This is a genomic window from Rothia sp. HMSC08A08 (assembly GCF_001808385.1).
Lineage (GTDB): Bacteria > Actinomycetota > Actinomycetes > Actinomycetales > Micrococcaceae > Rothia > Rothia dentocariosa.
In genome coordinates this window covers 110,229-123,878 of record NZ_KV793078.1, presented here as the reverse complement: position 1 = coordinate 123,878, position 13,650 = coordinate 110,229, and the positions used below count along the sequence as shown (strand labels likewise).

Genomic DNA, 13,650 nt, shown 5'->3' with positions numbered 1-13,650 from the left:
AGATAGCATTTACTTTACTCTAAAAGTTATAGAAATATTTCATGCTTATATGAGTTTTTTCTTGATTCCTACGTGAACTTTCGATACTTTGTACGTTAGTTGGACATCATGGAAGAGGATTCTATATTCAGATGGAAGGTAAGGATGAGTAGGAGCAAAGGTAAGAAGTCATTAAATATAGAAAAGCCTGATCATGGCATTTTATTAATACATGGTATAGGCAACAGAAAAAGGGGTAGCACTTTACGCAAGCAAGGAAAAGTAATTGCAGGTGAAATTGCAAATCTAGCTAGTTCTGAAAATTTTCGGCAAAGTGAATACCCCCTTAAGAAAACAAGTAAAGAATATGTTATAGATTGCGGATTCTCATCTCCTTATAAAAAAGTATATATCCGAGAAAGTCACTGGTCAGATAATAATACTTTTAAAAATGCTTCTAAACAAAAAATACTGTGGCTTTTGATCAGAATACCATTAATTCTAATTTTCTTTTTCTATGATTGGAGAGATTTATCGAGTAAAAATACTCTGTCTAAAATATTTAGAATTCTAATCAGAATAACCATAGGCTTGTCTCTATCATCTATCCCTATATTAACTATACGTTATATATTTAGAGGAGAGTATTCTAATACCTCTATTCTAATTGTATACTTGATACTACTGGTTCTGATTATTCTAGCTTTTATAGCTATTATAAAATTGTTTAATTACATACGTATTGCGGTAGAGGGAAAGAAGGAATTACTAGATATAGAGGAAGGAATACGTAAAGATATATCTTTATTTCCAAAGACAGTAAAAAAGATATCTATAGTAGCTCACTCTCAAGGTGGTTACCTTGCGTATAAATTATTAGAAAATAAGTCACCAGAAGCCAAGAAGGTACATAGACTGTTCTGTGTAGGTAGCGGTATTATACCAATAACTATATTAAAAGAAGCATCTATGAAAAGGATCATTTATAGTTGGTTTTTATTTTTGCTATTTATCTCATTGGTGATTTTGGGAACGTTATTCCTTGGAGATTCTTCTATATATCTATTTTATCAGTTGATAAAGATTATTATAGTTGATTTAAATCCCATTCAAATGTTTCTCGGCGCACTGGGGGCTCAGTCCATGAATGCCTCAGGAGCTATTAATTTTATTGGTTGGGTAGATATAATTAAATTCAGCTTATTCCTAGCTATATTAATGCTTGCACATACAGTTATTTATATATTTAGTAAAATTATACTCAAAATTACCATTAATCCTTTAGATATAAAGGTATGGGAAGAATACTCATCCGTACATGATATAGTAGGGCGTTTATCTCCTCTATATTTTCTACATAAGAATAGTAACGATAGTAAAAAATATCCTAGCATAAGACCAGTAGGAATTCCCGGAAGCCCTTTAACAGTCCATCTTAATTATTTTAAAGACTATTCCTCAGTTCCCTATGTAGTATCTGAATATATCTATCGTTGCACTAAGCCTGATAGGTCTGTGGAAGAATCTATATATAAACACTCTCTCCGAAGAAGAAATTTTTTATATATCTCTTCCACTCCTTTTATGGTTATGTTAGCATTCTATTTTTACGATGTGCGAATAAATGATAAATCATTTACTGAATTATATCTTGCTTTTATTGGTTCCGTGTTTTCAATGTGTATACTCCTCTATATTCCTGTAACTATTATTAGTAGTTTAGGAAACCTTAAACTCGTACGTAATCATATTAATATTGATATTTCAGATAAGTACGTATACTATAGGGCGTTAACAGATAAGAATAGTTCTTTACTGAAGGCAATAAAGCCTTCATTAAAAGTAATTATTCTTCTATTAATCTTAGCAATATTTTCATTAAGTATGTTTTCCGGCAATTACGTACTTTATAATGTTTTCGACGGGTATGATAAGAATGTAATGGGAATTTATGCTTTAATTTCATATGTAGCATACATTTTTTCTTCTGCAATTTTAGTAGGATATTCTGGAAAACTTATAAATAAATGTCTATATTTTCCTATAATAGCCCCAATTATGCTGCTATTAATGCAGGGAATGGTACCTGCTTATAGTTTGTATATTTGTATTTTATTTATTTGCTATATAACATACTTTATAATTATATATAAACGCTGGGGTTTATTAAAAATCTAAATATGGTAGTTATCATTTTACTTATGGGACAACTCTTCTATAGCCCCTTCAAAACCCTCACCAGCTTCAACGCCGAATCCCGCCAGGAATAGTGTGAAGCATCCTGCAAGCCTTCGAGGATGACGCGGTCGCGTACCGCATCGTCTTCGAGGGAGCAGATTGCCTCAGCCCAGGCGGGCGCATCCGCCTGTGGATCCTCTGTGACAGGAGCGAAAACGGCGTGCGGGGCGATCTCGCGGAAAATATCGATATCGCTAATCACGGCGGGGCAGCCCGCCGCTTGAGCCTCCACCACGGGCAGCCCATACCCCTCAGCCCGAGAGGCTGTCACCAGTGCATGCGCAGACTCTAACAGTTCCGCATACTCTTCATCGGAAACCCCGTTGTGCACCACCACGTTCGAGCTTGCTGCCAGGGGAGAGAGTAACTCCTGATCTTCGAGCTCGGCGCGGCGCGCATCCGGCATCTTCGACAGCAGATGTAGCGTGTACCCCGGCAGCTCACGCATGGCATACAGCAGAGTCTCCACATTCTTATACGGCATGAACGAGCCCATATACACCAGGTGCCTGCTCGCGCCCTCAGCCCGTGACTTTGCACGGTGCAGAGCCTCATCCTCGCTCACCACAGACCCCGGCTGCGGGGCATTCGGCACCACATGTAGCGGCTTCTCCGTCAGCCGGTGCTCACGAATCAACCGCGCCGTAGACTCCGAAACCGTCACCACGGCATCTGCCCGGTTCAGCAGCATGCGCTGCGGTGTATAGCTCTTATGGAATAGCCGCCACCCAGCACGCACCGGTGCAGGCAAAAACCCCGGAGGAGTCGGGTGCGCATAATAAATCAGGTCATGCAGGGTCAGCACCAGCTTGAACTTGCGCCCCACCGAACCAATAGTCTGCATAGGGGAAAACACCACATCAGGGTTGTACTTATTGAGCTGAAGGGCAGCAGTCGGTTCTAAGGGGCCGGTCGGCGAACAAATATTCACATGCGGCAGATCAGGCAGCATCTGCAGCTGGCGTTCATCACTAATCACCATCACCAACTGCAGATCGGCAACCTCAGGAGCACCGGAATCCATCAAATCCTTCAACGCGCCCAAAAGCGAAGCGGTATACCGGCTAATGCCGTCGTGAAAGCCAATGCGTGTATAACGGGCGTCAACCATAAGTTTCATAGGATTCTCCTTGGGATTACACCGTAAAATCTTCGTGCGTGAATTCTGCAATCAAACCTGCCGCCAATGTAGGCGTCTCATAATGAATCAAATGCCCAACCTCAGGAATCATCTCAAAACGTTCACCAGGGGAGTGCGGGCGCCCCTCAAGCGCGGCAAACATGGCGCGTGCCGTCTGTGGGGTACCCAAATCATCATCTTCAGCAACAAGCATCTGCACGGGAACCCGAATCTGCGGGGCAAACTCGGCAGCGGTTGCCGAAATCGAAACCTCATAAGCCTGCAAAACACCCTTACGCGAGCCGAAAGACCCAAAATAGGCGGCGTGCTGGTTATTGATAAAGCGGCGCATGGCGGGTTCGCGGGTGCGCATCATCAACTCGCTCGTCACACGGGTAATCAGCTGTGAACGCAGCAATGGATAACCAATTTTTTCGGGAAGCGCAGCGCCCACGCGATAGTAGAACGATGCCGCCCGCGAGGCAATCTTCTGTGACCCTTCAAGTGCGGGCTCGCTAATGGGGTTAATGAGCGTTAGGCGGTCAAGTCCATGTGGATATTCGGCGGCATAAGCGGCGGTTACGATAGATCCAAACGAGTGTCCTACCACGTGAATATCAGAGCCATCAGGGCATGCAGGGTTTATCTGCTCAATAAGCGCGTGCAGCCATGCGGTATAGCCCTGCAAAGAAACAGTCATGGGCAGGTCTTCTGAACGCCCAAAACCCGGTAAGTCAGGGCTGATAATACTAGCTTCGGGTAAAAGCTTCAGAAGCCTGTTCGCAATAATCTCAAGCCCGTGATGATCGCCGCGGAACCCGTGAATCAGCAGGATCTTTGGAGAGCTTTCGACAGGAAAAACGCCGGGGCCCATGCCCGCACCATACTGCCAATACCGTGTAGTTGCCCCAAACAGCTCTATTTCAAATCTAGTGCCCGGGATGAGTGCCCCCGGCACACCTTCAAGAACGGTACTGGGTGATGTCACGGCGGGTGCCTTTCGTGTGTTGCGGGCTCGGTCGCTGTAAATCCCTGCGGGAGATTCACGGAGGGCGTGCGTAAACCGGCTTACACACGCAATGATTTCTCTCAGTGTACGTGGAATTTCTGTGTAGGTGCTGGAGATTTAGATGAAAAGTCAAACAATATTCAGAGTTTTTCGTCGTATACGGCTAAAAATGGTTTACGCGCGCGGGGTTGCTCTGGCGGCAACGAAGGCGAAGCGGGCGCGGGCGGTGAGGCGCATCCACGATATGAAACGGGAACTCGTAAGTTTATGAATACATCAAGAAACCTTTGTGGGTACACGCTAGAATAGGTTGGTTAGCGAAAATCAAACGTCAAAGGAATCGTAGTAGTGTCTGCTGAGGTAGAGACCGAACGCATCGAGAATGCGTATGACTTCCGTGCACAGGAAGCGAAATGGCGCCCTTACTGGGAAGAAACGGGTGTCTTCAAACCAACCGGCAACGCCGCGAAAGGTCGCCGCTATGTGCTAGACATGTTTCCGTACCCCTCAGGTGACCTGCATATGGGCCACGCAGAAGCGTTTGCTATTGGAGACATGAATGCCCGCTACTACAAGCAGTGCGGCTACGATGTTCTGCACCCTATCGGTTGGGATTCCTTCGGTTTGCCCGCAGAAAACGCTGCTATCAAGAACGGTACCCACCCAAAAGAGTGGACCTACAAGAATATTGACACGCAGGCAGAATCTTTTAAACGTTACGCTATCGCCGTGGATTGGGATCGACGCCTGCACACCTCAGACCCCGAATACTATAAGTGGACCCAGTGGCTTTTTGAGCAGTTCTATAAGAAGGGCTTGGCCTACCGCAAAGACTCGATGGTGAACTGGTGCCCCAAAGATCAGACCGTGCTCGCGAACGAGCAGGTGGTTAACGGTGCCTGTGAACGATGCGGCACCACGGTTACTAAGAAGTCGCTAAATCAGTGGTACTTCAAGATTACTGATTACGCCCAGCAGCTTCTTGACGATATGGAGCAGCTTGAGGGCAAATGGCCCGAACGTGTTTTGCTGATGCAGCGGAACTGGATTGGGCGTTCCGAAGGTGCTGAGGTTCGCTTCGAGATTGAGGCTACCGAGGCACAGCCTGCCGAATCCTTCACGGTCTTCACCACCCGCCCAGATACCCTCTACGGTTCAACCTTTATTGTTGTTGCCGCTGACTCGACCTTTGCCGAGCAGATTGTGGCACCCGAACAGGCACAGGCGCTAGAGGACTACCGCGAGCAGATTAAGGCGCTCAGCGATATTGACCGCCAGTCTTCCGAGCGTGAAAAGACCGGTATGTTTACTGGGCGTTACGCAATCAACCCGCTGAACGGCGCAAAGTTGCCGGTGTGGGCTTCAGATTATGTGCTTGCCGATTATGGTACCGGCGCTATTATGGCGGTGCCCGCGCACGATCAGCGTGACCTTGACTTCGCCAAGAAATTCGACCTGCCGATCGTGACGGTGCTCGATGTTGAGGGCGAGGAAGACCCTGCCGAGTCGGGTATCGCCACTGCGGGCGATGGGGTACTCATTAACTCCGGTGAGCTAACCGGACTTCCTAAGGCAGAGGCTATTGCGAAGGCTACCGAGCTGGTTGAGGCTGCCGGCACCGGCGAAGGTAAGGTTATTTACCGCCTGCGCGACTGGTTGCTCTCGCGCCAGCGTTTCTGGGGCACGCCTATTCCCGTGATTCACTGTGAGGACTGTGGCGAGGTGCTGGTTCCTGAAGAACAGCTGCCGGTTCTGTTGCCGGATAATCTGCGTGGCGAGCAGCTGGCGCCCAAGGGACAGTCGCCCCTTGCTGCCGCCGATGATTGGGCTATAGTTCCCTGCCCACAGTGCGGTAAGAGCGCCCGCCGCGATTCCGACACGATGGATACCTTCGTGGATTCTTCCTGGTACTTCCTGCGCTATGTTTCGCCCCGTTACGCCGAAGGCCCCTTCGACCCGCAGGCGATCAGGGAATGGGGCGCGGTCAATATGTACGTGGGCGGTGTGGAACACGCGATTCTGCACCTGCTGTATGCGCGTTTCTTCACGAAAGTTATTCGTGATTTGGGGCTGATTGAGCACGGCGAGCCGTTCAAAGCTCTCATGAATCAGGGTCAGGTTCTCAACGGCGGTAAGGCCATGTCGAAATCGCTGGGCAATGGTGTAAACCTGGGTGAGCAGCTTGATAAGTTCGGTGTGGATGCAGTGCGCACTACCATGATCTTCGCTTCGCCGCCCGAAGATGATGTGGACTGGGCGGATGTTTCGCCCGCCGGTTCGCAGAAGTTCTTGGCGCGCGCATGGCGTATTGCTCAGGACGTTACCTCCGAACCTGGTGTGGATGCGGCATCCGGCGATGCGAACCTGCACAAGCTGGTGGCGCGTACCATACATGATGTGAAGCAGCTTCTTGACTCGGGTAAGTTCAACGTGGTGGTCGCCAAGACTATGGAGCTGGTGAATGCTACCCGTAAGGCTATCGATTCGGGCCCTGGGGGAGCGGACCCTGCGGTGCGCGAAGCCGCCGAAACTATTGCGATCTTGTTGTCACTCTACGCGCCGTACACCGCCGAGGACATGTGGCACGCGCTGGGATACGATAACCCGGTGCTGACCGCAGGTTTCCCGCAGGTAGATGAATCCCTGCTCGTGGATGATACCGTCACCGCAATCGTGCAGATCAAGGGCAAAGTGAAGGCGCGCCTTGAGGTATCAAAGGATATTTCTGAAGCTGAGCTTGAAAAACAAGCCCTGGAGGACGAGACTATCGCGAAGCTGGTGGAAGGCTCCGAAATCCGTAAGGTGATTGTGCGAGTCCCCAAACTGGTGAATATCGTCATCTAGAGTTTTCAGAACGTTGATGCGGTGCCGCCGGAAGAAAACTTTTCGGGTTTTGCTTCCGGCGGCACCATTCTTTTTAGCTATGATGAGAAAGTCGGTTATTGCAAATTGCCGTATTTTTAAGATTCAGGAGGGTGCCTTATGGGACGCATCGCTGTTGTGACAGACTCAGCCGCTGCTATTGCTCCTGAAATTCTTAAGGAGCGTCAAGAACGCGGTGGGTTTGCTGTGGTACCCATGCCGGTATCCGTTCAAGAGACGCCCGCACGCGCAGGCATCAGGGGCACACGAACCGAGACGAATACCCGCGATTTAACCGGTCTTAGCCTCGAGGAAATTGACGAAGCCATTTTAATGGCGCATGTCCTCGGAAATACGGTCAATACCTCCGGCCCTGCCCCCGGTGTCTTTGCCGATACCTACGATGCCCTCGTTGATGAAGGGTACGAGCATATTCTGTCGATACACCTCTCGGGAGAGCTCTCTGGAACCGTTGAGTCAGCGCGAGTGGGTGCGCAGCTTTCTAAAGCGCGAGTGACCGTACTTGATTCCCGTACCGTCGCCGGAGCCTATGGGCATGCGGCGCTGCATGCCCATGATGTAGCCGATATTTGCGATAGTCCTGAGGAACTTGCCGAAGTAGTTACCGGTATATGCGCCGAGACCGACATTTATTTCTACATTCCTACTCTCGATGCGCTTCGCCGCGGGGGTCGTGTCTCGCCCGCGTTGGCGATGGTCGGGCAGATGTTCCAGATCAAGCCTATCGGCACGGTCGCGGATGGAAAACTGACCTATGTTGAGCGCCCCCGTACCGCAACGCGCGCGAAAGAACGCCTCACGCAGATTATTCGTGACGTTTGTACTAAGCACCAATCGGTAAAAAAGCATCCTGCAGCTGCGGCTGCGCAGCACGGCGTGCGGCCAACCGGTCATGTGGTGGCGCTTCACCATATGGGTAACTTTGCGGAGGCTAAAGCCTTGCAAGATTCGTTGGGAGCCTTCGCTTCGGATGCGGTTCTTAGCTCTCTCCCGCCCGTATTGGCGGCGCATTCCGGACTGGGTGCACTTGCCGCTGTCATCTATTAGCCATGCGATGTGAGAATGTCATTTTTCTTTGTGTAGCCGCTAAAATTACCCGATTCACCCGCAAAAATTGGCGCAATCCCTGTGGATAGCCGGTTTTTATGTCCCGCTCGGATAGTTATCCACAGAATATAGGAACCGCCCGGCAGGGGCATAAGCACGCGGCTAGGCTTGCACTATGACCCGCGATAACGCCCACCAAGCATTTCACCCACTAAGCTCTTCTATGCAGACGCTACCCGAAAGAGCTGAGACGTCGGTACCAGCACAGGAAGCTCAGACAGAGAAGCAAAGCCCCTATGGGATCTGGGATGACGAGCCCACAGAACGCCTTATGCCGCATGATGATTTTGCGGAAGGGTCTGCTTCTTCTGCCTCGGTGGGGAAGAGCCCTCGAAGACTCTACTCAGATTCTTACGAACAAACCGTGTATGAGCAGCATGAGTCGGCATCTGAACAGCTTTTAAGACGAGCTAGACAACGCGCCACTCATAGCACCGAACCAGACGATTTGGCGGAAAGCTACTACGAGGGCACACAGCAGCAGATCTCCGCGGTAAAACCTGCGCACAACCCTGCCAATGAACAGCGCGGCGAGCGCACTACTCACGTTATTGCACAGCGTGAGAATATGCCCGAAGAGCTCATTCAGGATGAATGGGACGAATGGGAAACACCAGCGAAAACCCGTGCTTTTCGGTGGAAGGTTCCGCCCTATGCCGTCTTCGTTTTAGCCTTGGGCGTTCTAGGAATTATTCTCTGGGGGTTGCTAGGATTTACACCCACTCCGCAAGCAAACGAAGAGTCTACCAGTAGCGCCCAGGTGGCGGCGCCAGGGGCTAGCTCATCCGTAATTCCGAGTGCCACCCCTTCGGATTCATCTGCGCAGAATAAAATTCCGAATAAGAATGGCACTATTCGAGTGCATATAGCTGGAGCAGTCAAAACTCCTGGCGTGCAAACGCTCCCTGCTGATGCCCGCGCCATTGATGCCCTTGAAGCCGCAGGAGGCGCAACCCCGGATGCCGACCTCAACCGGGTAAACCTCGCGGGCAGCCTTAGCGACGGCACACAGCTTTATATCCCTAAGACAGGGGAGACCGCTGCACCGGTACTTGCCGCACCAGCCGGAGGAAACAGTGCTTCACCCAACGGTTCTCCGGGAGCCGCGCAAAATCCTGCGGCACCGAAATCTTCTGCGGGCACTGGGCAGCAGGGCGCACCGGGTTCTCCTATCAACCTGAATACTGCGACTGCTGAGCAGCTGCAGACTTTGCCGCGCATTGGTCCTTCTCTAGCCGCCCGCATTATTTCTTGGCGTGATGCTCACGGAGGCTTCAAAAGTGTTGATGAGCTGGATGCAGTACCTGGCATCGGTCCCTCTCTCATGAGTTCGTTGCGCCCGCTCGTCACAGTCTAAATCCGTTAGCGTCAAACAATATAGGTAATGAGCCGCATCATGAGTTTTCTGCACATTCCGCCTAAGCTCAAACCATATCTCACCCGAAATTTCGCCCGTACCGAGTGGATGCGCTATCGCCGCGACCATAACCACGAATGGTTTCGCGCTGTTAGTGCCATTATTCACCTTGATATACGGCTTATAGTCTCGGCGGTCGTACTCTGGATTTTCACGCTGGCCGCCATGTATCACGGTACTTTTCAGCCCTATAAATACTGCGTTTTAGTGGCTATTAGCCTGCTTGGAATAATCACCATAACGCTTAATACCTTCTATGGACGCAAAATCGCCCATATTCTTTGTCCTATCCTCGGGCAGTTCATGTTCATTATGCTCTTGGTGACTCTGCAAGCTGTCCTGCTCATGCTGACCGGAACGGATTCCAGCCGCACGACCCTAAGAGATGCTGAAGGAACCTCGTTACGTATAACCGGAGTCATCAGGGAAATACGCCCTCTTGACTCGCATACGAATATGATCATTCTCAGCACCGACACGGCTCAATACCGTAGTCTTCGAGCACCAATTCATGAAGATATTCGTATTTACAGCAACACACAAAAACAGCAGCTTAACCCCGGAACCCGGGTTAACGCGCTCGGAACCCTTGAAAATAAAGGCACCACCGCATTCCTCAAAGGTGCAAGCATATTCCCTCAACCGAACCAAAATCTTGAGCACACACGCGCCCTAAACACTAGGATGCGCGATTATGCCCGCCGACACCTCGATGCCGAAACCACGGCGTTACTTCTAGGTACCGCCTATGGCGATGACTCCGCAATGCCCAACACCAGTAAGGAAAACTATAAGCTTAGCGGGCTCAGTCACCTTACCGCAGTCTCTGGAGCAAATATCGCCATCATTTTCATGGCTGGCTACCGTTTTGGAATTCTCGTGCGCGTTCCACGCCGCCTTATGATCGGAATGGGTATTACCGCCGTCGTTCTCTACTCCACGATTCTCACTTTTGAGGGATCCGTAATCCGCTCTATTCTCATGGGGTCACTAGGAGCTTTGGCGATGCTCCGCGGCACCGGGAGAAATACTCTTAGCGCGCTCGCCACCACTATCGTGTTCTGCCTCATCGCTGCGCCGAAACTCGCCGGTGACCTCGGCTTTATGCTCTCCACCGTGGCTACGGCATCGCTGATAGCGCTCGGACCCTCACTCACGCGTCTCTTGATGCGCGTCCTACCGCACACCCTCGCCGAACTTATAGCAGCTTCCGCCAGCGCCTCGCTCTGGTGTACCCCTGTTATTTTAGGTATCAGCGGCAAAATACCGCTCTATACCATTCCCGCAAATATGCTCGCCGCTCCACTAACCGCGATCACCATGTTTGCTGGTCTTGCCGCGTTCCTGAGCTACAGCATCAACTTCACGGCCATCACGGATATTGCTCTTATTCTCGGTAGAATACCGGTACAGGGCATCGAATACATAGCGAAATATTTTGCACACGCACCCGCAAATCCACTCGATGTAGATGTTACTCTGGCATCTGTAGCTTTTGCTGGAGTTACTGTCTTTGCGGGTAGCCTGCTGATATGGCTCTGGGATTACCGTATTTACAAGCGCGAGCTTCACCTCGATTATGTACGTATACCCGGTACTCAGCATGCAACCAGCACGCGCCGTCAATCACCAACGCACCAAATCGGTCAAAGACACTTCGGTATGATAGAAACAGCAACACACCGAACGAGCAATGAGGTACCGTGACTCCCAGGGGAAGCTCATCACGCGGCAACTACCGCGGCCAACGCGCTAATAAAACGCTTGATAACGCATGGCGCACCGTAGATCCCGCACCGGTCATCATGCTCCACGGTTCCGAAGAGTATTTCGCTTCACGAGCACGTGAACGTCTGCGCACCGCTTTTTATAGCACCTATCCAAATGCAGACCTAGTCACCATCAACGCTTCCACCTACACTGCGGGGGAACTCACTCTCCTCGCGAGCCCGTCGCTCTTCGGGACTGCCAAAATAATAGATGCTGACAACGTCGCCACCATGAGTGAAGACTTCCTTAACGATGTTCTCAGCTACATTGCTGCCCCAGAATCCGACATTATGCTCATTATGCAGCATTCTGGCGGCAATCGCGGCAAAAAACTCATTGATGCCATACGTAAAAACCACGTTCTTATTCCCTGTAAACCGCTCAAAGCCGAGCGCGAAAAAACGGAATTTGTCACCAGTGAATTCCGAGAGGCTAAACGCACTATCGATCCCGGGGCCCTCCGCCTACTCGTAGCCGCTACCAACGACACCGCCGAACTTGCCTCTGCCTGTGCTCAACTTCAAGCAGATATTGCGGGAAATATTACCGAAGAGATCGTGAACCGTTACTATGGCGGGCGAACCGAAGTTACTGCTTTTCGGGTGGGAGACGCCGCCGTTACGGGAAACGCAGCAGAAGCGCTTAGGCTTTTACGACATGCTTTAGCAACGGGAACAGAACCTATCCCTCTGTTGGGGGCACTTGCCATGCGTATTCGCAATATTGCCCGCGTGCATCATGTGCGTGCCAGTGCCCAGGAACTTGCCCGTGAGGTAGGTATGGCTCCGTGGCAGGTTGAACAGGCACAACGCGACGGAAGGCGTTTCACCGGGGAACAGATCGCCCGTATCGTGCAGCTACTTGCTGATGCCGACGCACAGCTCAAGGGGGAGGGACTAGACCCAGTATATGCGGTTGAACGCGCGGTACTTGCCATTGCGTTGCCTCATAACCGCTCATAAATGCATTTTTATTTTGCTCATATATGAGCTAGGGAAAGATTTGCGTCATAAGGCATAATGGACTCCATGCTACAAACACTGAAAAAAGCATTCTTCGCCGTTTTGCCTTCGCTTCGGAAAGCAGCAGAAGATGCTCTGCGCGATAATGCACAACAGTCGCAAGCACAGACCAACCACGATTCTGAACAACCTCAGACATCAAATGCGCCGAAACCAGGCCCCGGTGCTTCTAAGTCTGCGCCCTCTCAACAGCAGAGTTCGCAGGGACAGGGCTCAGACTATCCAGGAGACTATCGCGGGTCTATTGACTTTGAGTATTCTCCCTCATTGGACGGCGATCCAGATCCTGGTGAGATCGTGTGGACTTGGGTTCCTTACGAAGAAGACCATACTCAGGGGAAAGACCGCCCGGTCATCCTTGTAGGGCGTGACGGGGAATACCTGCTTGCCTTCATGATGACCAGCAAAGACCACAACAACCGCGATCATGCAGATTCTAATTATCTAGATATTGGTTCAGGCTCTTGGGATTCCCAGGGTCGGGCTTCCGAGGTCAAACTCAATCGCGTCCTACGGGTGCGTCCTGAGAACATGCGCCGTGAAGGGGCAATTATGCCTCACGAGACTTTCCGCCTTATCGAACAAGCCTACAACCGCCGTTAGTCCGAGATTGTACCTATCTCAAAAGCGCGAAAATCATATATCATCCTTGAAATAAAAGGTATTCTTACAGGCACTTATCTGCTATGATTTGTGGTTGAGTGTCTGGTGGTCATCAGGCACTGCTGGCCGGTTGCCATAGGCATCCCCACGCCGCTCAGTCGATGATCGGTCAGCATAGCCCTCACCGACCAATAAGACAAACAGAAAGTTTAATCGTGGCTAATATCAAGTCCCAGAAAAAGCGCATCCTCACCAACGAGAAGGCTCGTCTGCGTAACAACGCTATTAAATCTGAGCTGAAGACCGCAACCCGCCGGGTTAAGGAAGCTGTTGAGGCACAGAACAAGGAAGCTGCCGAAGAGGCACTGCGTTTTGTGAGCCGCAAGCTGGATAAGGCTGTTTCTAAGGGTGTTCTGCACAAGAAGAACGCTGCTAACAAGAAGTCCGGTCTAGCGCATCTGGTTAACAAACTTTCCTAATGTCAGCCTCTGTATGAGGCGCA

The 13,650-nt window shown here is 50.4% G+C and carries 10 protein-coding genes; 8 read left to right on the top strand and 2 right to left on the bottom strand.

All coding sequences use genetic code 11. The annotated features are described in order from the left end of the window. Nucleotides 1-108 precede the first annotated feature (108 nt). Complete coding sequence (locus HMPREF3164_RS08145) at nucleotides 109-2,157, top strand: hypothetical protein (protein WP_141744119.1); 2,049 nt, start codon at nucleotides 109-111, stop codon at nucleotides 2,155-2,157. A gap of 37 nt (nucleotides 2,158-2,194) precedes the next feature. On the opposite strand, the gene HMPREF3164_RS08140 is transcribed toward HMPREF3164_RS08145, so the two are convergent. After that, nucleotides 2,195-3,337, bottom strand: coding sequence for a glycosyltransferase family 4 protein (locus tag HMPREF3164_RS08140; RefSeq protein ID WP_070450312.1), 1,143 nt, complete (start codon nucleotides 3,335-3,337; stop codon nucleotides 2,195-2,197). Nucleotides 3,338-3,353: 16 nt separating this feature from the next. After that, nucleotides 3,354-4,325: an alpha/beta fold hydrolase gene (locus HMPREF3164_RS08135; RefSeq protein ID WP_070450309.1), complete on the bottom strand. Its 972-nt coding sequence runs from the start codon at nucleotides 4,323-4,325 to the stop codon at nucleotides 3,354-3,356. Between the two features lie 369 nt (nucleotides 4,326-4,694). On the opposite strand from HMPREF3164_RS08135, the gene leuS reads away from it, so the two are divergent. The 7 genes from leuS to rpsT all read left to right on the top strand — a co-directional run bounded on the left by leuS (nucleotide 4,695) and on the right by rpsT (nucleotide 13,627). Beyond that, nucleotides 4,695-7,190, top strand: a complete 2,496-nt coding sequence (gene leuS / locus HMPREF3164_RS08130) for a leucine--tRNA ligase (RefSeq protein ID WP_070450306.1) — start codon at nucleotides 4,695-4,697, stop codon at nucleotides 7,188-7,190. Between the two features lie 138 nt (nucleotides 7,191-7,328). Further along, nucleotides 7,329-8,276, top strand: coding sequence for a DegV family protein (locus HMPREF3164_RS08125; protein ID WP_070450304.1), 948 nt, complete (start codon nucleotides 7,329-7,331; stop codon nucleotides 8,274-8,276). Between the two features lie 175 nt (nucleotides 8,277-8,451). Beyond that, entirely contained in the window at nucleotides 8,452-9,693 is a 1,242-nt protein-coding gene (locus HMPREF3164_RS08120) for a ComEA family DNA-binding protein (protein WP_070450301.1), read from the top strand. A 39-nt stretch (nucleotides 9,694-9,732) separates the two neighbouring features. Further along, the gene (locus tag HMPREF3164_RS08115) at nucleotides 9,733-11,460 is read left to right on the top strand and encodes a ComEC/Rec2 family competence protein (protein ID WP_246822649.1); all 1,728 of its coding nucleotides are present in this window, start codon (nucleotides 9,733-9,735) and stop codon (nucleotides 11,458-11,460) included. Beyond that, nucleotides 11,457-12,485 (top strand): DNA polymerase III subunit delta, encoded by a 1,029-nt coding sequence (gene holA, locus HMPREF3164_RS08110; RefSeq protein WP_070450299.1) that lies wholly within the window; start codon nucleotides 11,457-11,459, stop codon nucleotides 12,483-12,485. Before HMPREF3164_RS08115 ends, holA begins: the two co-directional genes overlap by 4 nt. A 66-nt stretch (nucleotides 12,486-12,551) precedes the next feature. Further along, nucleotides 12,552-13,148, top strand: a complete 597-nt coding sequence (locus HMPREF3164_RS08105) for a type II toxin-antitoxin system PemK/MazF family toxin (RefSeq protein ID WP_048752282.1) — start codon at nucleotides 12,552-12,554, stop codon at nucleotides 13,146-13,148. A gap of 215 nt (nucleotides 13,149-13,363) precedes the next feature. Continuing rightward, nucleotides 13,364-13,627 carry a 30S ribosomal protein S20 gene (gene rpsT / locus HMPREF3164_RS08100; protein ID WP_004004703.1) on the top strand — a complete coding sequence of 88 codons (264 nt, stop codon included), beginning with the start codon at nucleotides 13,364-13,366 and terminating at the stop codon, nucleotides 13,625-13,627. Nucleotides 13,628-13,650: the final 23 nt, after the last annotated feature.